Origin of the sequence: Paenalcaligenes hermetiae, from assembly GCF_039543645.1 — a bacterium.
In the GTDB taxonomy this organism is placed as follows: Bacteria; Pseudomonadota; Gammaproteobacteria; order Burkholderiales; family Burkholderiaceae_B; genus Paenalcaligenes; species Paenalcaligenes hermetiae.
In genome coordinates this window covers 1-25472 of the sequence record NZ_BAABKD010000002.1, presented here as the reverse complement: position 1 = coordinate 25472, position 25472 = coordinate 1, and the positions used below count along the sequence as shown (strand labels likewise).

General features: G+C 50.2%; 19 protein-coding genes and 1 pseudogene. 15 read left to right on the top strand and 5 right to left on the bottom strand.

Features of this window, described 5'->3' with window-relative positions; genetic code table 11:
* Window positions 1–7 precede the first annotated feature (7 nt).
* The 3 genes from ABD980_RS01780 to infA all read right to left on the bottom strand — a co-directional run bounded on the left by ABD980_RS01780 (window position 8) and on the right by infA (window position 2238).
* Window positions 8–757 carry an SDR family NAD(P)-dependent oxidoreductase gene (locus ABD980_RS01780; protein WP_345369178.1) on the bottom strand — a complete coding sequence of 250 codons (750 nt, stop codon included), beginning with the start codon at window positions 755–757 and terminating at the stop codon, window positions 8–10.
* A 1-nt stretch (window position 758) separates the two neighbouring features.
* Window positions 759–1863 (bottom strand): peptide chain release factor 2 gene (prfB, locus tag ABD980_RS01775; protein WP_300647057.1). Its coding sequence is split into 2 segments (ribosomal slippage): window positions 759–1781 and window positions 1783–1863, totalling 1104 coding nucleotides; the frame shifts between segments, so codons are not numbered across the junction.
* Between the two features lie 108 nt (window positions 1864–1971).
* Window positions 1972–2238: a translation initiation factor IF-1 gene (gene infA / locus ABD980_RS01770; protein ID WP_345369175.1), complete on the bottom strand. Its 267-nt coding sequence runs from the start codon at window positions 2236–2238 to the stop codon at window positions 1972–1974.
* Between the two features lie 321 nt (window positions 2239–2559).
* On the opposite strand from infA, the gene ABD980_RS01765 reads away from it, so the two are divergent.
* The gene (locus ABD980_RS01765; RefSeq protein ID WP_345369173.1) at window positions 2560–3468 is read left to right on the top strand and encodes a DMT family transporter; all 909 of its coding nucleotides are present in this window, start codon (window positions 2560–2562) and stop codon (window positions 3466–3468) included.
* Window positions 3469–3512: 44 nt separating this feature from the next.
* On the opposite strand, the gene recJ is transcribed toward ABD980_RS01765, so the two are convergent.
* The gene (gene recJ, locus ABD980_RS01760; protein WP_345369171.1) at window positions 3513–5222 is read right to left on the bottom strand and encodes a single-stranded-DNA-specific exonuclease RecJ; all 1710 of its coding nucleotides are present in this window, start codon (window positions 5220–5222) and stop codon (window positions 3513–3515) included.
* Window positions 5204–6148: a hypothetical protein gene (locus ABD980_RS01755; RefSeq protein WP_345369169.1), complete on the bottom strand. Its 945-nt coding sequence runs from the start codon at window positions 6146–6148 to the stop codon at window positions 5204–5206. Before ABD980_RS01755 ends, recJ begins: the two co-directional genes overlap by 19 nt.
* A 14-nt stretch (window positions 6149–6162) precedes the next feature.
* Here ABD980_RS01755 and ABD980_RS01750 point away from each other — a divergent pair, with 14 nt between their 5' ends.
* From ABD980_RS01750 to ABD980_RS01685, 14 genes and pseudogenes are all read left to right on the top strand, one after another.
* The gene (locus ABD980_RS01750; RefSeq protein ID WP_300648785.1) at window positions 6163–7437 is read left to right on the top strand and encodes a lipoprotein-releasing ABC transporter permease subunit; all 1275 of its coding nucleotides are present in this window, start codon (window positions 6163–6165) and stop codon (window positions 7435–7437) included.
* The gene (locus ABD980_RS01745; RefSeq protein ID WP_345369166.1) at window positions 7430–8116 is read left to right on the top strand and encodes an ABC transporter ATP-binding protein; all 687 of its coding nucleotides are present in this window, start codon (window positions 7430–7432) and stop codon (window positions 8114–8116) included. Before ABD980_RS01750 ends, ABD980_RS01745 begins: the two co-directional genes overlap by 8 nt.
* A complete protein-coding gene (locus ABD980_RS01740; protein ID WP_300648789.1) occupies window positions 8110–8934 on the top strand; it encodes a TatD family hydrolase in 825 nt (274 codons plus the stop codon). Before ABD980_RS01745 ends, ABD980_RS01740 begins: the two co-directional genes overlap by 7 nt.
* Before the next feature lie 80 nt (window positions 8935–9014).
* Entirely contained in the window at window positions 9015–11489 is a 2475-nt protein-coding gene (locus ABD980_RS01735; RefSeq protein WP_345369164.1) for a DNA internalization-related competence protein ComEC/Rec2, read from the top strand.
* Window positions 11490–11607: 118 nt separating this feature from the next.
* Complete coding sequence (locus ABD980_RS01730) at window positions 11608–12849, top strand: thiamine pyrophosphate-dependent enzyme (RefSeq protein ID WP_345369162.1); 1242 nt, start codon at window positions 11608–11610, stop codon at window positions 12847–12849.
* Window positions 12846–13868, top strand: a complete 1023-nt coding sequence (locus ABD980_RS01725) for an alpha-ketoacid dehydrogenase subunit beta (RefSeq protein ID WP_300648794.1) — start codon at window positions 12846–12848, stop codon at window positions 13866–13868. Before ABD980_RS01730 ends, ABD980_RS01725 begins: the two co-directional genes overlap by 4 nt.
* 2 nt (window positions 13869–13870) lie before the next feature.
* Entirely contained in the window at window positions 13871–15139 is a 1269-nt protein-coding gene (locus tag ABD980_RS01720; RefSeq protein WP_300648796.1) for a dihydrolipoamide acetyltransferase family protein, read from the top strand.
* A gap of 56 nt (window positions 15140–15195) precedes the next feature.
* On the top strand, window positions 15196–16110 hold the full coding sequence (locus ABD980_RS01715) for an alpha/beta fold hydrolase (protein WP_345369159.1): 915 nt from the start codon (window positions 15196–15198) through the stop codon (window positions 16108–16110).
* A 3-nt stretch (window positions 16111–16113) separates the two neighbouring features.
* Window positions 16114–16947, top strand: a complete 834-nt coding sequence (locus tag ABD980_RS01710) for a 3',5'-nucleoside bisphosphate phosphatase (RefSeq protein WP_300648800.1) — start codon at window positions 16114–16116, stop codon at window positions 16945–16947.
* Between the two features lie 11 nt (window positions 16948–16958).
* Window positions 16959–17546 carry a transcription elongation factor GreB gene (greB, locus tag ABD980_RS01705; RefSeq protein WP_300648802.1) on the top strand — a complete coding sequence of 196 codons (588 nt, stop codon included), beginning with the start codon at window positions 16959–16961 and terminating at the stop codon, window positions 17544–17546.
* A 135-nt stretch (window positions 17547–17681) separates the two neighbouring features.
* The gene (purL, locus tag ABD980_RS01700; RefSeq protein ID WP_345369157.1) at window positions 17682–21743 is read left to right on the top strand and encodes a phosphoribosylformylglycinamidine synthase; all 4062 of its coding nucleotides are present in this window, start codon (window positions 17682–17684) and stop codon (window positions 21741–21743) included.
* Between the two features lie 42 nt (window positions 21744–21785).
* On the top strand, window positions 21786–23246 hold the full coding sequence (guaB, locus tag ABD980_RS01695; protein WP_300648806.1) for an IMP dehydrogenase: 1461 nt from the start codon (window positions 21786–21788) through the stop codon (window positions 23244–23246).
* 88 nt (window positions 23247–23334) lie between these two features.
* On the top strand, window positions 23335–24921 hold the full coding sequence (guaA, locus tag ABD980_RS01690) for a glutamine-hydrolyzing GMP synthase (RefSeq protein ID WP_260649620.1): 1587 nt from the start codon (window positions 23335–23337) through the stop codon (window positions 24919–24921).
* 304 nt (window positions 24922–25225) lie between these two features.
* Window positions 25226–25408, top strand: a pseudogene (locus tag ABD980_RS01685) (Arm DNA-binding domain-containing protein); the annotation flags it as partial.
* Window positions 25409–25472: the final 64 nt, after the last annotated feature.

Genomic DNA, 25472 nt, shown 5'->3' with positions numbered 1-25472 from the left:
TACACAATTAAAAATAGTGGCGAATGTCATCAATGGTTTTATGACCAAAGGAGGCATCCGCGAGATAACGGGCAATATGCTCAGCGGTGAAAGAGGCTGAAGCAAGCTGTTGGTTCTGATGTAATTGAATGAAGCGGGCACGATTAGGAAAATGGCTTTCCTCGCTTTGGCGAATAGTGGCTTGCATATCTGTATCCACCACGCCAGGAGCGAGGGCTACGCATTTAACCTGAGGGTGTTCCATGGCGAGGGTCTGCGAGTAGTAATCAACAGCGGCCTTGGTGGCGCCGTATACCCCCCAGCCAGGAACAGGTCCACGGCCAGCACCAGAGGAAATGTTAAGTATACGACGATCTGCCGTAGATGGGCTATGTGCCAAAAAGGTGGCGCTCAAGCTCATCAAGCTGCCAATGTTAAGCTGTAGAGCATGAGCAATAGCATGGGGGTCAAGCAGCTGGTGTGATTGCGCCATAGGGTTAACGGTACCGGCATTATTGATTAACCAGTAGGCATGGCTATTAGTAAACCGCGAGAGGGCTTCTTGAAGGTGTTGACTAGCGGCATGAGCCCCATTAGGAAGCGCTAAGTCAGCCATAATCGCCTGATAGGAGGTTTTTTGCTGAGCGCACCATGCCGCAAGCTCGGGGTTATTATGGCGGGCGATACTGATTAAATGGGTGCGATCGTCGGCGAGCTGTTTAGCTAGTGCTAGACCTAGACCACGAGACGCTCCGCTAATAATAATCACGCGCTGCATATTAGACTCCTTGTTTTAGACTGGCTTCAATAAAGGGGTCAAGGTCACCGTCTAGCACCCGTTGCGTGTTTGATATTTCTACATTTGTCCGCAAGTCTTTAATCCGGCTTTGGTCTAAGACATAGGAGCGGATTTGGTGGCCCCAGCCCACGTCGCTTTTGGCATCCTCTAGCTTTTGCTGTTCGGCCATGCGTTGACGCATCTCTTGCTCGTAAAGGCGTGACTTTAGCATTTGCATGGCTTCTGCTCGGTTGCGATGCTGAGAACGGTCGTTTTGACACTGCACCACAATACCGGAGGGCATGTGGGTAATACGTACCGCTGAGTCGGTTTTGTTGACGTGCTGCCCCCCAGCACCACTGGCACGGTAGGTGTCGATGCGTAGGTCGGCTGGGTTAATTTCGATTTCAAAGGAATCGTCAATTTCAGGGTAAACAAATACGCTGCAAAATGAGGTGTGTCGTCCATTAGAGGAGTCAAAAGGACTTTTACGTACTAAGCGGTGTACCCCGGTCTCTGTACGTAATAACCCATACGCGTATTCACCACTGATTTTCAATGTGGCGGATTTGATGCCAGCGACTTCGCCGTCGGATTGTTCTAAGATTTCGACCTTGAAATCTTTATGCTCGGCATAGCGCGTGTATTGACGTAGTAACATAGAGGCCCAGTCTTGAGCCTCTGTTCCCCCTGCACCCGCTTGGATATCCATAAAGCAGTTAAGGTTATCAGCGGGGTTGGAGAACATACGGCGGAACTCAAATTCCTCGATGCGCTGACCAACAGTTTGGCAATCTTGCTCGATAGCAATCAGGGTAGCTTCGTCCTCATCCATAGCGGCGAGCTCAAAAAGCTCTTTAGCATCGGTAAGGGCTTGTTGAATTTCATCCAAGCCATGGACAACGGTTTCTAGGCTTTTCTTTTCGCGTCCAAGCTCTTGCGCCCGTTCGTGATCATCCCAAATATTTGGGTTTTCGAATTCGGCATTGACGACATATAAGCGGTGGGCTTTGTCGTCGTAGTCAAAGATACCTCCGTAATTCGGTCGCGCGCTCTAAGTAGTCGTCGAGTTGCGCTTCGAGTTGATTAAGGCGTTCTGATTCCATCTGTTTTTCCTGAAAAGTTCAAGTCATTGAAGATGGGATCTATTTTAACAGAAACCAGCCTTAAGCCCCGCAAGCTTGAGGTATAGATTTAACGCATGTTGGCGGGCATTAACGACGACGACGGCGAGTGGTGGCGCCAGCAGGTTGGTTGCGCTTAGGTAGGTGACGGAAAGTAATACGACCCTTGGTTAGGTCATAGGGGGACATTTCTAAAGTGACTTCATCGCCAGCAAGAATGCGGATGTGGTGCTTACGCATTTTGCCGCCCGTGTAAGCAATAACAGGGTGTCCGTTTTCGAGTACAACTCGGAAACGAGAGTCAGGTAAAACTTCGGTAACTGAACCGTGCATTTCAATCAATTCTTCTTTTGACATAATGTGTCCTTTTTAGTTCAACGGGCCAATAGATTGACGAGGTCAAACGGGTGTTAACCACAAATGCGTCTGGCCGCAAAGTTATATTTAAAAATAAGAGGGCGGGGCAAGAGCCCCTTGCGCACAAGGCAAAGAAATGACAAAGACGTAGGCCTTAGCCTAGTAAGATTAAGCATTTGCACTACTCAGCTTAGCAAAATAAATGTTTTTTGTCAATGACTTAGATTTTTGGTCGGGGGGGGTGAGCCTAGGTTTTCATTTTGGTTTTCTATATAATTTTTATTTTGTCTTTTAATACGCAAATAAACGAAAGGAAGTCACATGAATGCTAGGCTCACGCCGACGGCCGTATTGCTGTTGGTCATCCCCACTTTTTTATGGGCGGGTAATGCGGTAGTAGGGCGAGTCATTAGCGAAATGGTGCCCCCAATTACGCTGAACTTTATTCGTTGGTTTATTGCTTTTTTTATTTTGGCGGCATTTGGTGGGCAAATATTGCGTCGGGGAAGCGCGCTCTGGCGCCATTGGCGGCATTATGCCATGCTCGGGTTACTGGGTATTGGTATGTATAACGCTTTGCAATACATGGCGCTACATAGTTCAAGTCCCATTAACGTTACGCTGGTAAATGCCAGCATGCCTATTTGGATGTTATTGGTTGGGCGCTTGTTTTTTCATGCGACGATTACGGCTCGACAAATCAGTGGTGCTGTGCTGTCCTTATTGGGGGTAGCCATTATTTTAAGTCGTGGTGATTTGAATGAGCTATTGCAGTTTCGTTTTGTTATTGGTGATATCTACATGGTGATAGCCACCATTGCGTGGGCATTTTATAGCTGGCTGCTTAGTCAGGATAAGCATGAGCCAGAAATTAAGCAAAATTGGTCAACACTGCTTTTAGCGCAAGTCACTTTTGGTTTGATGTGGTCCGGGGGTTTTGCGGCGGGGGAGTGGGCTCTGACAGATTGGCACATAGACTGGAGCTGGGGGTTGGTGTTAGCAATGTTGTATGTGGCCATTGGGCCAGCGATTATAGCTTTTCGCTGTTGGGGGCTAGGGGTGCAGCGAGTAGGGCCTGCGACAGCCGGCTTTTTTGCTAATCTTATGCCTTTGTTTGCCGCCATTTTATCTATGATCTTTTTGGATCAAGCACCTGAGGTCTATCATGGTGTTGCCTTTTTACTGATTGTAGGTGGTATTCTCTACGCCTCTCGGCAGTCAGAAGCATAGTTGCTAGCTCTACACCCCAGCGTCGCCGGGGTGGTCAGAGAGGACTAACTATTTTGCGCGTGATCCACCATGAGCTGGACTTGGCTGTTGCCATTCCAGTGGTTGACTTCTAGTCGATATGCCATGTGAATGCGTTCACTCATGAGCTCGGCGTGGTTAAACCAAATTGCATCAAAAATCACCCCATCACGCTCAACGCGTAATTTAAGATGCTTGTCTTTAAGAACACGTTGAAACACCACATTAAACTCGTCGACAAAGACAGGAGGGGGAAAACCGGCTCCCCAGACTTCGTTGCTGAGTTGTTGAGCTGTGGGAACATCCATATGTTGTAAAGCTAACGAGCCGTCATGCTCAATAATGGGGTCGAAGGAGGTTTTGCCGCTGAACTCAATGACAGCTTGTTCAAAGGCTGGAATGAAATCCGCAAGGCGGTTTGCATGAATGCTTAATCCTGCGGCCATGGCATGCCCACCAAATTTCAAAATGAGTGAAGGGTGTTTTTTAGAAACCAAGTCCAGCACATCGCGTAGGTGAACCTCGGGGACCGAGCGTCCAGATCCTTTTAATTCACCATTTTCACCGGGGGCAAATGCGATAGTAGGGCGCCAGTATTTTTCTTTAAGCCGAGAAGCCACTAAGCCCACCACCCCCTGATGCCAGTCGGGTTGATATACGCAAACGCTAGCGCTTGGCTTTAGTTGCATAAGCTGTTCCGCAGCGTGCAGAGCACTTTGGTGCATCTGGCTTTCGATATGGCGTCGTTCTTGATTAATACGATCTAATTCTTTAGCTAGCTCCATGGCTTCTAAGGGGTCGTCACTGCATAAGCAGCGAATACCGATGCTCATGTCGGCTAGACGTCCAGCCGCATTAATACGAGGTCCGACCGCAAACCCCAAGTCAAATGCATTGGCTTGCTCTGTTTGTCGGCCAGCGATATGAAAGAGGGCTTGAATGCCAGGGTGGGCGCGACCGGCACGAATTTGTTTTAGTCCTTGGGCAACAAGTAAGCGGTTGTTCGCGTCCAGTTTGACCACATCAGCGACTGTTCCAAGGGCGACAATATCAGCGAGTTGATCAAAGCGTGGCTGGTACTCGACATCAAAAGCGCCTCGCTCGCGCATTTCAGCGCGTACAGCTAGCATTAAATAAAAAATGACTCCAACCCCAGCAAGGTGCTTAGAGGGGAAGCCGCAAGCTGGAAGGCTGGGGTTAATGATCGCGACGGCATCGGGTAGCGTATCGCCGGGCAAGTGATGGTCAGTAATTAGGACCTGGATTCCCATTTGATTGGCCACGGCCACGCCTTCTACACTAGCAATACCGTTATCTACCGTAATGATTAGATCCGGTTTGCCGTTAGGGTGCTGGCAGACTAAATGGACGACCTCGGGCGATAAGCCGTATCCCGTTTCAAAGCGGTTTGGAACAAAATAATCCACATCGGCCCCTAGCTCTGTCAATGCACGCATGGCTACAGCACAAGCTGTGGCTCCGTCACAGTCGTAATCGGCCACAATTACAATGCGTTCTTGCGCCTCAATAGCATCAGCCAATCGTTGTGCGCCCTGCTGGATGTGATGCAGACTATGGGGAGCAAGTAAGTGCTGCCAGCGATATTGCGTTTCTTGGATCGTGTGTACATCACGCGCTGCATATAAACGAGCTAATAAAGGGTGCAGTCCCTGTTGCTCAAGGGCGTGGGCAGTTTCTGGGTATTGGGGGCGAGGGACTAGGATTGGGCGAGCCAATGGTTTCTCCAGGTTGGGGTGGATGGGAAAAAACGTTGCCAAAAGCGAGGTGTCGTTGGCGTGAGCGTCATAATATGCTCAAGATTGCTGAGTACCAGCGTGGGGGAGTGAGCGAGTAACGGCATTAGTGTTTTTTCTAGTTCTTGAAGCTGATGCAGCCATAGCCCCCAGTCTTGGCGTAAAGCCGCGTCAGACAGTGTAGCTAGGCGTAGGGGTACGTTGTCTGCTTGCCACGCCGAAGGCGCGAGACCGCCTAAGGGCCATAAGCTATTAACGGCGGCCAGCCCTTGGCTTTGACGTTGCTGATTCACGGGGTGATCAAAATAGAGCATTTGGAGCTCATTGACAAAGCGGCGCCAGTCACGCGTGGCGTGATCTTGATCCCACCATGCATTGACCGCAGTACGGCTGACTAGAGCGCTGCTGGCAAAATGGGCAGGTAGATCGATGTTTGTATGAAGCTGCCAGTGTGTGGTAGACCAGGGTTGGAGCTGAAAAGGCGTGCCCTCGCATAGGGATTGCGCACTTTGTAAAAGCTGCTGGCTGTGAGCTTGATCTATGTGTAAGTCAGAGGCGGGGATGAGAGCAGCGCCGTCGCGAGCTGGGGCGATATGCACCAGCTCCACCAGCCAAAATGGCTTATGAGCAGGAGTGAGTGATTTTTGTTGCTGCTGTGCTAACAAAAGCGCTAGAGCTGCGTTATGCTTTGCTTTAGCAGAATGCCATTGGCCCTGTTCGATTTGCCACGCTTCTTCTGCTACGCATCGGCTTTGATGGATAGGAAAGGATTGAATTGTGCTTTGGCATTGGTCAAAATACTGCACCAACTGAGGTGCATGCTTGGGCAGCTGTTTAAGTAGCTCCGCCGCCATTGGGGCGGGGGGTAAACTATCAGTCAGTAAAATACAGGAATTGGCTGCAATCATTAACGGTAGAATCTATGTTTTATGAATTTTGGATTGGCGCGCGCTATGCGGGTATTGCAGGCTTAGGGCGCCGAGCAAATAAGCGTAAAGACCGCTTTGTGTCTTTTATCGCCGCAAGCTCAATGGCTGGGATAGCACTTGGCGTGGCCGCGCTGATTATCGTGTTATCGGTCATGAACGGCTTTCAGACCCAAGTGCGAGACCGCATGCTGTCGGTATTGCCGCATATTGAATTATATGTGAGTGGTAGTAGTCATCAAGACGTCTTGACACATTGGCAAGCATTAGCTGATCAGGCCAAACATAATACAAACGTAACGGGGGCGGCGCCTTTTGTGGCGGCACAAGCTATGTTAGCACGGGGAGACAGGCTCAGTGGCGTACAGGTTCGTGGTATTGACCCGACACGAGATAACGAAGTGTCCGATGTGGGAAAACAAATGGTGGTGAGCCAGCTTAGTGCTTTGAAAGAGGGCGATTTTGGTATTGTGTTGGGAAACCAGTTAGCCCATGCCTTGGGGGTCACGGTGGGGGATAGCTTAATGGTTCTTGCGCCACAGGGCTCGATTTCTCCGGCTGGGTTTACGCCGCGTATGCGTCAGTTTAAGGTGGTGGGCTTATATTCCTCGGGGCATTATGAGTATGACGCCTCCTTAGCTTTTATCCATTATCAGGATGCGGCGCGCGTGTTTAGAGACAGTGGTAATAGTGGGGTGCGTTTACGCATCAAAGACATGCAAAAAGCCCCTCAGGTTGCCGCACAAATTGCGCAGCAGATGCCAGCACAAGTCCTAGTGAGTGACTGGACTCAAAATAATCGCACATGGTTTGCAGCAGTACAAACAGAAAAACGGATGATGTTTTTGATATTGACGTTAATTATTGCTGTAGCGGCTTTTAATTTATTGTCCTCGTTGGTGATGGCAGTCAAAGACAAACGGAGCGACATTGCGATTTTACGCAGCTTGGGGGCAACACCGCGGGAAATTGGGCGGATTTTTTTGGTGCAAGGGGCCATTATTGGTGTGCTGGGAACAGTGATAGGAGTGGGGTTAGGGGCTTTGGTGGCCTATAACGTGGGTGTGATAGTTCCCTTTATTGAAAACCTTTTGGGTTTTGAGTTCTTGCCCCAACAGATTTATTTTATTAGCGAGCTCCCCTCTAATCCGCAAATTACTGATATGGCAGTGATTGGGGTGACGTCTTTAGTATTGGCTTTGTTAGCCACTATTTATCCAAGTTGGCGCGCTTCGCGCTTACAGCCAGCACAGGTGTTGCGACATGATTAAAACGGATGTGGTTATTGATGCTCAGCGTCTCCAGCGTCATTACGAGGATGGAAACACGCGGGTCGAGGTATTACGGGATGTTAATCTGCGAGTGAAAGCCGGTGAAATGGTAGCCATTGTGGGGGCGTCAGGTTCGGGAAAAAGTACGTTGCTCCATGTGCTGGGGTTATTAGACCGACCGGATCAGGGCGTTTTGAGAGTTCAGGGGCAAAACACAGAGGGGTTAAGCGAGAAGCAGCGCAGTCAAATTCGTAACCAATCATTAGGCTTTGTCTATCAGTTTCATCACTTGCTGCCCGAATTTACAGCGCTTGATAATGTGGCTATGCCATTAATCGTACGACGTTTACCACGAGCGCAGGCACGTGCTGAAGCGCAAAAGATGATTGAGCAAGTTGGCCTGGCGCACCGCCAAGACCACTATCCCGGGCAGTTATCTGGTGGGGAGCGGCAGCGGATTGCCTTGGCCCGTGCTTTGGTTACCCGCCCTGCATGTGTGCTTGCGGATGAGCCCACAGGCAACTTAGATCGAGAAACGGCACAGGAAATGTTTAGCCTACTGCAAAGAATGAATGCAGAGTTCCATATTGCGTTTATTATTGTTACACATGATCCGGCATTGGCCGCGTTAGCTCATCGCCAACTTGCTATGGATCAAGGTATATTAAACGGATGTTAATCGATACGCATTGTCATTTAGATGCTCCGATATTTCGGGAAACACCGGCCGATTTAGTGCGTGCTGCTCGGCAACAGGGGGTTGACTATATTGTCATACCAGCGGTAGAGGCCGCTAATTTTTCTGTTGTACAGCAGTTGGCGCAAACCGACCCGAGCTTGGTGTATGCATTAGGCATTCATCCTTTGTATGTAGCCCAAGCGACCTTGCACGATTTAACGCTATTAGAAAAACAGGTAGAGCAGGCATTAGACGATGCCCGCTTCGTAGCAATTGGGGAAATAGGCTTGGATTTTTTTGTGCCAGAGCTAACTCAAGAGCCGCTACGTAGTAAACAAATCCATTTTTACGAGGCGCAGTTACAGCTGGCGCAACGCTACCAGTTGCCTGTTTTGCTGCATGTGCGGCGTTCACAGGATTTGATTTTAAAATCCTTGCGTCGCCATCAGTTAACCGGTATTGCGCATGCGTTTAATGGTAGCTATCAGCAAGCGCAACAGTTTATCGACTTAGGTTTTGTGCTAGGTATAGGGGGCGCGATGACGTTTACGCGGGCTAAACAGATTCGTCGCTTAGCCAGTGATACGGCACTGCGCCATATAGTCTTAGAAACGGATGCACCGGATATTCCCCCTGCCTGGTTACGTCCAAAAGAGAACCCTGAACAATACAATCGGCCGCAAGAGTTACGGGGCATTGCTTTGGCTTTGGCGCAGTTACGTCAGGAGCCTTTTGAACAAATTGCACAACAAACCACGCACACGGCTATGCGCGTTTTGCCCCGCCTAAGCCAGTGGCACCAACAGCGCTACGCATAATTACGTAGGCGCATTTTCCCCTCTTTACGCACCCATTGGGTGCGTTTTTTTTATATGTTGATAAAACAAGGAGGGCAAAGGTGCAAGGTCGGTTATTAGCAGCTCTATACGCCGCGACGGTTTTATGTGTGCATCAGGCGGCAGAAGTAGCGTCCGCCACTCAGCAGTTCGTGGCGGCTTTAATTTGTTTGGGTTGTTTGCTGTGGGCGTGGCTTAGCAGGTTTACATATCGCTTTTGGGTTGTCAGCCTAGCCGTGGTGTTAGGTGCATGGGCGTATACCCATTATCAGATTGCGCAGGTGCTGGTCGAGCAGCTTCCAGCCCATGAACAAAATAAGCCATTTAAATTGCGCGTGCAGGTGCAGAGTTTGGTACGCCTGGCTCCGGATCGTCGTTATTTCATCGCCACAGTGCTTGGGGCTCAGCCACAGGGTGTGCCAAGTACGATTGCGTTAAGTTGGAATGTCAAAGAGTGGGGTGGGCCTTATGCGCAAGCGAAAGCGTATGATTTTCCAGAAATCAAACCGGGTCAGGTTTGGCAGCTTACTGCGTTTTTAAAAAGTCCACATGGGCTACGTAACCCTTACGCGTTTGATTATGAGGGGTATGTGTTTGCGCAAGGTGTGCGTGCCGTGGGTACAGTGCGGGGTACCCCCGTGCTGCTTGCAGATAGACCAGAGCAACATAGTATTGAGGTTTGGGCGCAGCGATGGCGTCATCATTTACGCGAGGCAATGCTGCCGTATGTGCGTGATTTACGTTGGGGGGGTGTGATTTTAGCTTTATCCATTGGCGATCAAGCCAGTATTAGCCCACAGGATTGGTTGATTTTTAATCGCACTGGGCTTACGCATCTGGTTTCTATTAGTGGTAGCCATGTTACTTTGCTCGCTTCAGTGAGTGCCGTAGCCTTTGCATGGTGTTGGCGTCGTTTTACGTGGCGCGGGCACGCGTTGACGGAGCGGATGCCTGCGGCGATTGTCGCTGGTGTTTTAGCGTTTGTGGTGGCGGGTCTATATAGCCTTACAGCAGGTTGGGAGGTGCCAGCACGTCGTACCTTTATGATGTTTGGGGTGGCCGTTTTTAGCTTATTGCTGCGTTTGCCTTTAAGCATGACGCAGATTATTGCTGTGGCCGTCGTGCTGGTGTTGGTCTTTGACCCTTGGGCGATTTTAGCGAGCGGTTTTTGGCTGTCGTTTGGAGCGGTTTTGGTTTTGGTGGCTTGCGCTCAATGGAGTGGGTTGGCATTGTGGCAGGGGCAGGTTCAAGGCTGGAGAAAGCACTGGGCACAGTGGAAAACAGCTTCTATTTGGCAGCTGATGATTACAGTGGCGCTTTTGCCACCCTTGGCTTTTCTGTTTTTTGAGATGTCTTTGGTTTCGCCATTATCCAATGCATATGCGATTCCTTTAATTGGGCTATTGATTACCCCTTTGGCGTTATTGTTTGCTTTACTTAGCCTGGGCCCGTGGACCCAGTTAACCGAGGCTGTGTTGTGGCTATGCCATCAGCTTTTAACTTTAAATATGGAGCTGACGGTGGTGCTGGGCGAGCACGATTTAGCAAGTCTACCGGCTTCGCGTGCTCCGGTTTGGGTGCTTGGTGCTAGCGTAATCGGTATAGGCGTGGCGCTATGGCTACGAGCTTTACCTTTAGCTTGGTTAGGGTGGTTGCTGGTTTTGCCTACTCTGTTTTGGCGCTCCCCTACGCTACCCGAAGGCGCATGGCGCTTGCATGCGCTGGATGTGGGGCAAGGCAGTGCCATATTGATAGAAACAGCCAATAGTGTGGTGTTGTTTGATACCGGTATGCGCCAAAGCCGTGATCAGGATATGGGTGGACGGGTAGTTGTGCCTTATTTACGGAGCCTAGGTAAAAATCGCATACATCACTTAGTTTTGTCACATGCGGACTTAGATCATGTGGGCGGGAGTCGTAGTGTAATAGAGAGGGTGCAGGTGGATCAAATATATAGCTCATTTGATGTAGATGCTCATTTAAAAAGAGAGTCTCGACTGCTAGCAGCTCCGGACTTGTCTCTACCCATAGCGCTGAACGCTTGCACGCGTGGAGAGCAGTGGGTTATTGATGGTGTACGTTTTGCCTTTTTATGGCCGGATAAGAAGATATTGAACGGGCGAGTTAAGGCAGATAAAAATGCGCAAAGCTGTGTGCTGAGTGTGCAGGGCGCACATCACCGGGCATTATTAACAGGGGATATTGGCTTAGAGCAAGAAAAAAATCTTGTGCAAGCGGGGATTTCACCGCATGAGGTGGTTGTGGTGGGACACCATGGCTCAAAAACATCCTCTAGCTCACTGTGGGTGGATTCATTACAAGCTCAGTTGGCGATAGCGCAAGTGGGGTGGTGGAACCGTTTTTCTCACCCACACCCTCAAGTGGAACAGCGTTGGCAAGCAGCAGGTGCAGCGTTTTTGCGTACGGACCATGAGGGAGCAGTGGTGGTCACCTCTTTGGCTTCAGGGTTGCATATGAACACAGAGCGGCGGCAGCGAGCACGCTACTGGCAAAATCCGATAGGTTTTTATCGATAAAGGGTAATTCCTAGGTGTGTGTTTTTTTCAGTGCGGTACAGTGGAATAAAGCCCAAAAGGCGAATCCAATAAACACAACAAAAGTTGAAATTTCCACAAGATCTTTCACGAGGTAGCGATGAGACAAAGCCCTTCTTTACACCTTCGGGTGCCGGAGCCACCTGCGCGTCCGGGCACACCTTCGGATTTCTCTTATTTACGCCTGCAGCCAGCTGGCGCAGCGCCCCGCCCCGATCCCTTAACGCCTTTTGCTGAGCTGCCTGACTTGTCACAAGGCTTAGTGCGCGTGTTAGACGACGAGGGGCAAGCCATAGGGCCGTGGGCGTTGCATACCGAGCCCGATTTGCTTTTACATGGCTTAAAAACCATGGTGCTAGTTCGAGCCTTTGATGCACGCATGTTCCATGCGCAAAGACAAAAAAAACTCACCTTTTACACTCAGTCTTATGGCGAGGAAGCTATTAGCACCGCACAAACTTTGATGTTGCAGCCGGGAGATATGCAGTTTCCCTCTTATCGTCAGCTGGGTATTTTATTAGCGCAACATATGCCTTTAAGCGATCTAATGTGTCAGCTTTACTCCAATAGCTGTGACCCGCTTAAAGGACGTCAATTACCGGTGTTGTACTCCTATAAAGATTATGGCTTTTACTCATTATCAGGGAATCTGGCAACCCGTTTTCTTACAGGGGTGGGGTGGGCCATGGCATCGGCAATTAAGGGCGATACAAAAATCGCCGCCTCCTGGATTGGGGATGGCGCGACCGCAGAGGGTGACTTTCATACAGCCCTTTTATTTGCTCAAGTCTACAATGCACCTGTGATTCTTAATGTGGTGAATAATCAATGGGCCATCTCCACTTTTCAAGCCATCGCAGGAGGAGTGGATAATACATTTGCTGCTCGAGGCGTAGGCATGGGGTTGGCGGCTTTACGGGTCGATGGCAATGACTTTTTGGCCTGTTTGGCAGCTTCAGCTTGGGCCGCAGAACGCGCGCGTCATAATGGGGGGCCCACTTTAATTGAATGGGTGACCTATAGAGCAGGCCCTCATTCCAGCTCTGATGATCCGTCCAAATACCGTCCGAATGATGAGTGGCAGCATTTTCCTTTAGGTTGTCCTATTCAGCGTTTAAAGACCTATTTAGTGCAGCAGGGTCACTGGTCCGAGGAGCAGCATCAGGCGCTGCTTAAAGACGCAGAGCAACAAGTGTTGGAGGCACAAAAACAAGCCGAGGCGATGGGCGGAACCATGCAAGAGGCGCACAAAAAACACGCTATGGCGATGTTTGATGACGTTTATTTTGAGAAACCCTGGCATTTACAGCAACAGGAGCAACAGTTCAGGGAGGGCTTATGACGACACAATCACTTAGTATGCTGCAAGCTATTCGTTCAGCCCTTGATATTATGATGCAGCGAGATGCGAATATGGTGCTGTATGGTCAGGATGTTGGCTATTTTGGAGGGGTGTTTAGGGCCACAGAGGGGCTACAGGCCAAATACGGAAAGCAACGGGTTTTTGATGCGCCCATTTCAGAAAGCGGTATTGTTGGCACCGCGGTAGGGATGGCAGCGTATGGCTTAACACCCGTGGTGGAAATTCAGTTTGGTGATTATTTTTACCCCGCGATGGATCAAATTGTTTCTGAGTTGTCTCGTATTCGTTATCGATCAGCGAATGATTTCACTGCTCCCGTGACTATTAGGATGCCCGTCGGAGGGGGAATCTATGGTGGACAAACCCATAGTCAAAGCCCAGAGGCTATTTTTACCCATATTGCCGGGTTGCGTACGGTTATGCCATCTAACCCCTTGGAAGCTAAAGGGTTATTGATCGCTGCCATTGAGTCCCCCGACCCCGTCATTTTTTTAGAGCCCAAGCGACTTTATAACGGTCCTTTTGATGGGTATCATGAGCGCGCGTTACAGTCATGGCGTGATCACCCTTTAGCGCAGGTTCCAGAAGGCTATTACCACACTAAACTAGACCAAGCTGCGGTTCGGCGAGAAGGGCAGGCTCTGACGGTATTAGCTTATGGCACGATGGTACATGTGGCTTTGGCTGCGGCTGAAGAGGCTCAGATTGACGCAGAGATTATAGATTTACGCACTATTTGGCCAGTGGATATAGCGACGATTGCTGAGTCGGTGCAAAAAACAGGGCGTTGTGTGATTTTACACGAAGCCACCCGCACATCCGGCTTTGGTGCGGAACTTAGCGCCTTGGTGCAAGAGCATTGTTTTTATTTTTTAGAAGCCCCTATTGTGCGTGTAACGGGCTGGGATACGCCCTATCCACATGCGCATGAATGGGATTATTTCCCTGGGCCTCAGCGTGTTATTGCGGCTTATCAGTCTGTGATGAAGGAGATATAACCATGTCAAACTACAGTATTAAAATTCCTGACATTGGCGAAGGCATCACAGAGGTCGAGTTAGTTGAGTGGTTTGTGGGGGTTGGAGATAGGGTGACAGAAGATCAAAATGTCGCCAGTGTCATGACGGATAAGGTCTCGGTAGAGATCACGTCTCCAGTCACTGGAGAGGTGACACATTTAGGTGGTGCTCCCGGGGATTTATTAGCGGTGGGGGCCGATCTTGTGCAGATCGCCTTGTCGACAGAAACGGTGGCAACAGCGTCAACAGCTGAAACAGGGCAGGCATCTTCAAAGGGGGCTCATGTGGAGACAGCAACAGCAGTATCAGACTCTGAATCAGAATCCCCTGAGGCAATTACAACGACACCCGCATTTGTCCCCGCCACAACCCCCCATGAACGTTTGCTGCAGACCGTGCAAGCTTCGCCTGCTGTGCGTAAGCGAGCAGCGGAGTTGTCGGTGGATTTGGTCGCCTTGGCACAGCGGTTAGGTAAAACGCGCATACATCACGCAGACCTTGATCAACATTTGGTTGGTTTTGCTGAACAAAAGAGTAGCTTTGCTCGCGAGAAACACGATTCGGTCACCACGGTTCCTGTGCGTGGGTTGCGTCGACAGATTGCGAAAAAAATGCTGGAGTCCACACAAAATATTCCACATTTTACCTATGTGGAAAGCGTTGATGTGACGGCTTTAGAGCAATGGCGTCAGCAGCTTAATCAGCAATGGGAGCAAAGCCGCGGACGTTTAACTTTGTTGCCGTTTTTGATTCGTGCTATGTGTTTGGCCCTAAAAAAACACCCACATTTAAATGCCCGTTATGATGAAAAAACGCAGCAGCTACAACAATATGAGGCAATACACGTTGCCGTGGCCACTCAAACCGATCAAGGGCTGATGGTCCCGGTATTGGAGTTTGCGCAACACCTGGATTTTTGGCAAATGGCCGAGCAGATCCGTGACTTGGCGCAGCAAGCACAACAAGGACAACAGTCCTTAGCGGCTAAGTCCACAATAACGATTAGCAGTTTGGGGGCGTTGGGCGGTGTGATGGCAACACCCATTATCAATGCGCCAGAGGTCGCCATCATTGGAGTAAACCGACAGATGCAACAGCCGGTTGTGGTAGAGGGACAGATACAAATCCGTACCTTGATGCATTTATCCTCCTCTTTTGATCACCGTTTTATTGATGGTTATGATGCGGCCTCGTTCATACAGGACATGCGTAAAATGTTAGAAGCACCTCAGCTATATTTAGTACAGTAAAACGGCATGATTAATTATAGGCGGGGTGACCCGCCTTTTTTTTGGGGAATGCAGCTATGCCAAATACCGCCTTACCACGACGTCACTTTGTTACTTGTGTCAGTCCTGCTGGAGTCCATCGCATGAGCTACTGGGAGTGGGGAGACCCCAATAACTCTAAAATACTGTTGTGCGTGCATGGCTTATTGCGTACTGGGCGTGATTTTGATGCGCTGGCGCAAGTCTTAAGTCCTTATTATCGAGTCGTATGTCCAGATATTGTGGGGCGCGGAAGTTCGGATTGGCTGCTCGACCCAACGTATTACACGGTGCCTCAATATGTAGCTGATATTTTTACGCTGTTGGCGCGCCTGCAGCCTGAAGTATTAGATTGGTTTGGTACATCCATGGGAGGACTCATTGGGTTAGGGCTGAATTACGCGCTGCAGTCTGCACCACATAACCCCATTCCTTTGCGTAAAATGGTGTTAAATGATGTAGGGCCGGAGCTTAACCCTCAGGGCTTAGCGCGTATCGGACAGTATGTGGGGGAGCCTTTGGTTTTTGATACATTTGAGCAAGCGGTGGAGCAAGCTAAGCAACGCTGGGCGGCGTTTGGTGAGCATAACCAAGCTCAATGGGAGCATTTGGCACGGTATGTTTTCCAAGAAAAAGCGGGGCGCTGGCAGCAAGCCTATGATTTGCGTATTGCTGTACCTTTTCAGCAGCAGTTTGCGGCACCGAATACGTTAAATGATGCCGTACTAGAGCAAACAACACAGCTTTTATGGCAGGCATATCGCTCTTTGCCTGATCAGGTGCTGATTGTACGTGGGCAGCAATCTGATTTACTATCAGAGCAAAGTGCAGAAAAAATGCTAGCGCAGCACCCTCAAGCACAATTATACGAGGTGGCTCAGGTGGGGCATGCACCAACATTTATGCAAGCGGACCAACAGCAGCGGCTGCAGCAATTCTTGTTACAGGGTTAAATCATGAACGTAGACCTACATTGTCATTCAACGATATCAGATGGGGTATTGACGCCGGATCAGGTTGCGCAGCGTGCTTACCAAAATGGGGTGGAGCTTTGGGCGTTGACCGATCATGACGAGGTGGGTGGTTTAGCGTTAGCACAAGCCACGGCAGAACAGCTTGGTATACGTTTTGTACCGGGGGTAGAGATCTCGGTGACATGGTTAAATAAAACAGTGCATATTGTAGGTTTGGGCATTGACTACACACATTTGCCGTTAGTGGATGCATTACGTTATGTGCGCTCAGGGCGCAAACAGCGTGCCATAAAAATGGCCCAAGCCTTAGCCGATTTAGGGGTTGCTGATGCCTTAGAGGGGGCTATCCCTTTTGCGAGCAATCCAGAGCTGGTTTCTAGAACACATTTTGCGCGGTTTTTAGTGGAGTCGGGGCATTGTGCTTCGATTAAAGAAGTATTTGATCGCTACTTGGGTGAGGACGGCCCTGCCTTTGTTCCTATGCAGTGGGCAAAATTAGAAAATGCCGTGCGTTGGATTCACGAGGCTGGTGGGGTTGCAGTGATCGCTCACCCAGGGCGTTATGCGTTTGATCCGCTGCAGTTTGATTTGCTATTTTCTACTTTTAAGGAATTAGGGGGCGAGGGGATTGAAGTGGTAACCGGTAGCCATGCACCTGCACAATATGAGCATTATGCCCAGGTGGCGAAACGGTTTGGGTTTGAGGCCTCGTGCGGTTCGGATTTTCATGGACCTGGAGAGGGCCGTATGGATTTAGGTAAGTTGCCAGCGTTGCCGCCCGGCTTAACGCCGATTTGGCAGCGTTGGCTATCATAAGGAGAGCATTCATGAGTAAAGCTTTTGTTAAAGAGGATGCCGATAATCAGGATGACGACCTCGTGCCCGAGGCGGTAGCGCTACCCGCTGGAACAAAGAACTACCTCACTGCTTCAGGCTATAAAGCCTTGCGAGCTGAGCTTAAGCACTTACTAAATGTGGAGCGACCTGATGTGGTGCAAGTGGTGTCATGGGCCGCTTCAAATGGTGATCGCTCTGAAAATGGGGATTACATTTATGGCAAAAAGCGTTTGCGAGAGATTGATCGACGCATTCGTTTTTTAACCAAGCGATTGGAGATCGCCGAAGTGGTAGATCCTGCGCTGCAACCGAATCGCGATCGTGTGTTTTTTGGTGCCACGGTAGTTTATAGTGACCAAGAGGGTGAAGAATTTACGGTAACCATAGTCGGGGTAGACGAGGCTGATCCATTGAACGGCAAAATCAGCTGGATCTCTCCTGTAGCACGAGCTTTGTTAAAAGCCCAAGAAGGGGATGTGGTGACCTTACGAACGCCGGGTGGTCTTCAGGAGCTGGATGTTTTGGAAATTCACTATCCAGATGAGCCAACAGACTTGAGCGCGGATGACGTAAAATAAATTTTGTGGTGTTTTGTCCTATGACAGCCTTCAAACATAGGAAAAAACAAAGTCCGCACTGCGTAAAAACCCCCATTTTTTTGGATTGTGGTTAAAATAGCGTGCATTTATAACACTTTTGCATTGACTCACATCGTGTCCTCCATTCTTTATTTCTCCGGTTCTTCCGCATTGCCCGCTTTTCAAAGCGCGCGCCTTTTGCAACGTTTTCAATCCTTGGGTTTACCTGTTCAGCAGATTGCTGCTTATTACGAGTATTATGTCTGGACAGAAATGTCCGGCATAGATACGGATCAGCATCAGCGCTTGACTGCTTTGCTGGATGATGGGCTTCCTGCTTATGACCCAGCCACCCAAACTAAAGATCAGCTTGTGTTGCGCGTTGTGCCGCGTTTGGGTACGGTTTCGCCGTGGGCCAGCAAGGCAACGGATATTGCACGCAATTGTGGACTGACTCAAGTGCGTCGTATAGAGCGCGGAATTCGTTATGTGCTGGATCCTGTACGCGGCATGCTTGGTGCGAAAAATCTCAGTGCTGAGCAACTGCAACAGCTCGCCGCTCAGTTACATGACCGCATGACAGAAAGCGTCGTGGATCAGCAGTTTGATGGTCAGGCGTTATTCCAAGAGCTGCCGCCCAAGGCGATGCAGTCGGTTGATATTCTAGGGCAAGGCTTAGAAGCCTTGGTCGAGGCCAATCGTAGTATGGGGCTCGCCTTGTCCGAGGACGAGGTCGAGTATTTATACGCCGCCTTTAAAAAGCTAGGGCGTAATCCCCATGATGTGGAGCTTTTGATGTTTGCGCAAGCAAACAGTGAGCACTGCCGCCACAAAATTTTTAATGCACAATGGGTGATAGACGGTCAGCCCCAAGATAAAACGCTGTTTGGTATGATCCGCGAAACCCATGCGGCCCAACCACGTAAAACAGTAGTCGCGTATTCGGATAACGCCGCCATTATGGAGGGCGGGCCAGCTAAAGTCTTTTATGCGAGCCTGCCTGATGCAGAAGCTAAGGGCGCTTATACGTCCTATCAAGGCTTAATCCATACCTTGATGAAAGTGGAAACGCACAACCATCCTACCGCTATTGCCCCCTATCCGGGAGCAGGCACGGGGTCAGGTGGGGAAATCCGAGATGAAGGGGCGACCGGACGGGGCTCTCGGCCCAAAGCTGGTTTAACCGGTTATACCGTTTCTCACTTGCAGTTTCCTGATATGCCCGAGCCATGGGAAAAAGACTCCATTGGCTTTCCGGAGCGTATTGCTACAGCCTTAGATATTATGACCGAGGGACCTTTAGGGGGAGCCGCGTTTAATAATGAGTTCGGGCGAGCAAACCTTTTAGGATATGTGCGCAGTTTTGAGCAGACCATTGCTGGGCAGCACTGGGGCTATCATAAACCCATCATGATTGCAGGTGGTTTGGGTTCTATTGATGACCGCCAAACGCATAAAGATCCGTTGCCGGTGGGAGCGTTGTTAATACAGCTCGGTGGCCCAGGGATGCGCATTGGCATGGGGGGCGGAGCGGCCTCTAGTATGACATCAGGGGTGAACTTAGCAGAGTTGGACTTTGACTCTGTGCAGCGCGGTAACCCTGAGATGCAGCGCCGTGCCCAAGAGGTGATTGATCGCTGTTGGCAGCAAGGTGATAACAACCCGATTATTGCGATTCATGATGTGGGAGCAGGTGGGCTGTCTAATGCTTTCCCTGAACTCGTGAATGATGCGGAGCGCGGGGCGATTTTTGATCTTACACATGTGCCCTTAGAGGAATCCGGTTTATCACCTGCTGAAATTTGGTGTAACGAGTCGCAAGAGCGCTATGTGTTAGCCATTGATCCTAAAGACCTAGAGCGCTTTAAAGCTATCGCCGAGCGCGAGCGCTGTTTATGGGCGGTGGTTGGGGTCGCTACCGAGGAGCGTCAACTGCGTGTTACCTATGGTGAAGGGATTCCTGGTTATGCACCGGCCAAGGCAACGGCGCAAACCCCAGCTCCTGTAGACATGCCCTTAGAGGTTATCCTTGGCAAGCCTCCTCGCACGTTGCGCGATGTGACACGTACGCAGCCTATTCAAGGCGAATTAGATTTACCCGCTATTGCGCTAGAGGAAGCCATTTGGCGTGTAATGCGTCATCCTACGGTAGCCAACAAAAACTTTTTGATTACGATTGGCGATCGCAGTGTAGGGGGACTATGCAGTCGTGACCAGTTGGTTGGTCCATGGCAGATTCCGGTGGCGGATTGTGCCGTGACCTTGGCAGATTTTGAGCAGGTGCGTGGCGAAGCAATGGCTATGGGTGAGCGCAGCCCAATAGCGGTGTTTGATGCGCCGGCCTCAGGGCGAATGGCTGTGACAGAGGCCATGACTAACCTACTAGCGAGTGATGTACGCAGCTTTGAGGATGTGAAGCTCTCGGCTAACTGGATGGCTGCATGTGGAGTCGAGGGACAAGATGCCGCTTTGTTTGACACAGTTACGGCAGTTAGCCAGTGGTGCCAAGAGCTGGGTCTTGCGATCCCTGTAGGCAAAGACTCATTGTCGATGCGCACCGCATGGCAAGATGAGCAAGGCAATGAACAAGATGTCATTGCCCCCGTATCCTTGGTGGTTACGGCTTTTGCACAAGTGGGCGATGTACGTAAAACCCTTACACCAGAGCTAAAAACCGATGCTGACAGTGTATTGATCTTTATTGATCTGGCCGAAGGGCAGCAACGCATGGCGGGGTCGGTACTGTGTCACGCCTTTAATCAAGTAGGGCAGCAAACGCCTGATTTTACGAATGCAGCGCTTTTAAAAGCTTTTGCCCAAGTACTACGCCAGTTAGCGGATCAGGGGCTGATCTGGGCCTATCACGATAAGTCCGATGGTGGTCTGTTGGCAACGGTAGCAGAGATGGCCTTTGCTGGTCACACCGGTGTGGCGCTTAATATCGATATGCTTACCATCGATCCGCATGCGGCGGATTGGGGGGATTTTAAAATCCGTGCGGACCAAGTAGCTGTGCAGCGTGATGAGCTAACCTTAAAAGCGCTCTTCAACGAAGAAGCTGGGGCGGTTATTCAGGTTCCCGCCGCGCAGCGTGATCAGGTGCTACAGCAGCTACGCGAAGCGGGGCTGTCGGCTTGCTCACATGTGATTGGTAAACCAAACACCACCGATACCATCGCGATTTATCGTGATGGGCAGTGTGTGTATGAGATAGCACGTGCCGAGCTTGGTAAAGCGTGGTCAGCCATGACGCATCAGATGATGCGTTTGCGTGACAACCCAGAAAGCGCGGATGCCGAATTAGCTTTGTGGGATGATGTTAATGACCCTGGGCTTAACGCACAGGTGGACTTTGATCCCCAAGAAAACATTGCCGCACCCTATATCCAAACGGGGGCTAAACCCAAAATTGCCGTGATGCGTGAGCAAGGCAGCAATAGTCAACTAGAGATGGCATGGGCGTTTGATCAGGCCGGATTCGAGGTGATTGACTTGCCCATGACTGATTTGCTCAGTGGTCGTCGTCGCTTGGATGATTTAAAAGGGATTGTAGCGGCCGGTGGCTTTAGTTACGGCGATGTATTAGGCGCCGGGCAAGGCTGGGCGCGTACTATCCGTTTCAATACGATGCTCAACGAGCAGTTTGCGGATTTTTTCCAGCGCACGGATACCTTTGCATTGGGTGTGTGTAATGGTTGCCAGATGATGGCTGCACTAGCACCCATGATACCGGGAGCAGAGCACTGGCCTTTGTTTACTGCGAACCAATCCATGAAATACGAAGCTCGCTTGGCCTCTGTGGAAATTGCTGATTCGCCTTCGATTTTCTTACAAGGAATGGCGGGCACCCGCTTGCCTATCGTGGTGTCCCATGGCGAAGGCTACGCAAATTTTGCTCGCCAAGGCAATGCGGAACAAGTACACACGGTACTGCATTACACTGATAACCGAGGGCAACGTACGGAGCAGTATCCGTTTAACCCCAATGGAAGTCCTCAAGGGATAGCAGGGGTTACCACTGCTGATGGGCGTTTTACTATTATGATGCCGCACCCTGAACGAGTGATACGTAACGTGCAGCTATCCTGGGCGCCTGAGCGTTGGGGGCAAGCAGATACGGGTGGTGCTGATGCAACACATGGTGGCTTAACGCCTTGGATGCGTTTGTTCTATAACGCTCGGGTCTGGCTCGGATAAGCACTTAAGCGTATAATCAGGTTTTGGACGGGATATAAAGACATGCGTCTTATCAAAAAAGCTCTTACTTTCGACGATGTATTGCTAGTACCTGCTTACTCGCAGATTCTACCTCGCGATACAGATCTTAGCGCTCAATTTACGCGCGACATTCAACTCAACATCCCCTTGGTTTCTGCGGCGATGGATACGGTCACAGAATCACGTTTGGCTATAGCCATGGCCCAAGAGGGGGGGATCGGGGTTATCCATAAAAACCTTTCTGCCGAACGCCAAGCACGCGAAGTAGCTCGGGTTAAACGTCACGAGTTTGGTATTGTGATTGATCCAATCACCGTGACCCCCGACATGAAGGTACGTGATGCCATTAAACTGCAAAAAGACAATGGGTTTTCTGGCCTGCCTGTGGTAGAGAACGGCAAGCTAGTCGGTATTGTGACCAACCGCGACTTGCGCTTTGAGGATCGCTTAGATCTGCCTATTCGCGAGGTCATGACGACGCAGGAACGTTTAATCACCATGCCCGAAGGCGCCACACTTGAACAAGCGCAGGCGTTAATGCATAAGCATCGCCTTGAGCGTGTGCTCATCGTTAACGATGACTTTGAGCTACGTGGCTTGGCAACCGTTAAAGATATTGTCAAAAACACAGAACATCCTTTTGCTTGTAAAGACCAACACGGTCAATTGCGTGTAGCCGCCGCCGTAGGGGTGGGTGGTGATACCGAAATGCGGGTTGATCTGCTTTCGAAGGCAGGGGTGGATGCGATTGTGGTTGACACGGCGCATGGGCATTCCAAAGGGGTGTTAGAGCGCGTGCGCTGGGTAAAAGACAATTACCCACATATCCAAGTCATTGGTGGCAATATTGCTACAGCAGCCGCGGCGCGAGCTTTAGTGGATGCTGGGGCAGACGGTGTCAAGGTTGGTATTGGACCCGGCTCAATTTGTACCACACGTGTGATTGCTGGCGTAGGTGTTCCACAGATTACCGCCATTGCCGATGTGGCTGAAGCCCTTCAAGGCACAGGCGTTCCTTTGATTGCTGACGGCGGGATTCGCTTCTCTGGTGACGTTTCTAAAGCTTTGGCAGCAGGGGCTTCGGCGTGCATGATGGGTGGTATGTTTGCTGGTACCGAAGAATCACCTGGTGATGTGGTGCTGTATCAAGGCCGCTCTTATAAATCCTACCGTGGTATGGGTAGTTTAGGGGCCATGGTAGACGGCTCTGCAGACCGTTATTTCCAAGACGCGGGTAGCAATGCGGACAAACTTGTCCCCGAGGGTATCGAGGGGCGCGTGCCTTATAAAGGCTCGGTGTTAGCAATCATTTATCAGCTAGTGGGGGGGATCCGTGCCTCTATGGGGTATTGTGGTGCCGCTTCGATTGCTGAGCTACATGAAAAAGCCGAGTTTGTGGAAATCACAGCGGCTGGGGTGCGTGAATCCCATGTTCATGATGTTCAGATCACCAAAGAAGCCCCTAATTACCGGGCTGACTAAACGCGTTTAGTACCATACTTTATGCTTTGATCGGCCAGGCTGCAGCTATGTGGCTTGGCCGATTGTCTTCTTACTTCATAAAATTATCATGCACCAACGCATTCTTATTCTTGACTACGGTTCACAAGTCACCCAACTCATCGCACGCCGTGTACGCGAAGCCGGCGCCTATTGTGAAATCCATCCTGGCGATGTTTCCGATGAGTTCATCCGCTCCCAACCTAACTTACATGGCATTATTCTTTCCGGTAGCCACGCTTCGGTTTATGCTCAAGACGCTTTAGCCGTGCCTGCGGCTGTCTTTGAGGCGGGTGTGCCCGTTTTGGGTATTTGCTATGGGATGCAAGCCATGGCTTTGCACCTAGGGGGTAAAACAGAACAAGCACAACGACGCGAGTTTGGGCATGCTCAAGTGCGCGCGCATGGTCATACCGCTTTGCTAAAAGATATCCAAGACTTCCAGACGGCGGAAGGGCACGGCATGCTGAATGTTTGGATGTCTCATGGGGATCAGGTTACAGCTTTGCCCGAAGGCTTTGTACTGATGGCCTCCACCGAGTCATGCCCTATTGCTGGTATGGCCGATGAAAATCGTCGGTTTTATGGGGTGCAATTTCACCCCGAGGTGACACATACCCAACAAGGGGCTGCCATTTTTAATCGTTTTGTGCGTGATATTTGTGGCTGTAGTGGTGACTGGAATATGCCCGATTATGTTCAGGAAGCCATTGCCGCAATTCGGGAACAGGTAGGTTCGGATCACGTGATTTTAGGCCTGTCTGGAGGAGTGGATTCGTCGGTTGCTGCTGCTTTAATTCACCGCGCTATTGGCGATCAGCTAACGTGTGTGTTTGTGGACCATGGGTTGTTGCGCTTGAACGAAGGGCAGCAGGTTATGGAGACCTTCGCGCAGCATTTTGGCATGAATATTATTCACGTGGATGCGACCGATCAGTTTATGAGTAAGCTGGCTGGCGTGACGGACCCAGAGGCGAAGCGTAAAATCATTGGTAAAGAGTTTGTGGAGATTTTCCAAGCAGAAGCCGCTAAACAAACGAACGCCAAATGGCTGGCCCAAGGCACCATTTATCCTGATGTCATTGAGTCTGCTGCCGCAAAATCAGGCAAAGCCACTGGAATTAAATCGCACCATAACGTAGGCGGGCTGCCTGATACCCTGAATTTAAAGCTGCTTGAACCATTGCGTGAACTGTTTAAAGACGAGGTGCGCAAACTTGGTATTGCCTTAGGTCTACCCCATGACATGGTATATCGACATCCTTTCCCTGGGCCCGGTTTAGGGGTGCGTATTTTAGGCGAAGTTAAAAAAGAATACGCCGATTTATTACGACGGGCGGATGCGATTTTTATCGAAGAGCTACGTAATACAGTGGATGAGGCTACCGGTAAGAATTGGTACGAGCTCACTTCTCAGGCATTTACTGTGTTTTTACCAGTAAAAAGTGTAGGTGTTATGGGCGATGCGCGCACTTACGAGTATGTCGTAGCGCTACGAGCGGTAGAAACCTCTGACTTTATGACTGCAGATTGGGCTGAGTTGCCTTATGCTTTATTAAAGCGGGTATCGAGTCGCATTATCAACGAGGTCCGTGGCATAAATCGCGTTACTTACGACGTCTCTAGCAAGCCCCCCGCCACCATCGAGTGGGAATGATTCCGCGTCTGGCACAGCCAGGCACCTGATGGCATGAAATGCCGCTAAGCCCGCGTAATTGCGGGCTTTTTTTTGTTTGTGTTTGGCACGATCTGGCAACGGGAGGAAGCGCCAAGCACCGTTTGAGCATGGCATTAAAGCTGGTATTATGGTTTGGCGATGCCATGATTGATGCCGATACCATGCTGCGTTCTTTTGTGTGTTCATGGTATTAATATTCTATAAGTTACTGTTTCGTAAGAAAAAATACGATAAATTCGAGATTTTTTCAGCATGGTATCGGAGACGAAGAAGGACAAGGTACATGCTGACCGATACCAAGCTGCGCAATCTCAAGCCCAGGGACAAACTCTACAAAGTGAATGACCGGGAAGGTCTCTATGTGGCAGTGACTCCAGCCGGCTCCATCTCGTTCCGTTACAACTACTCAATCAACGGTCGGCAGGAGACCATCACCTTTGGGCGTTATGGTGTCGGTGGCAAAACGGGGCAGGGGCAACAAGGTCAGGGTGGCTGATGAACCGGCAACACCAGCACAACGGCGAGCGTCG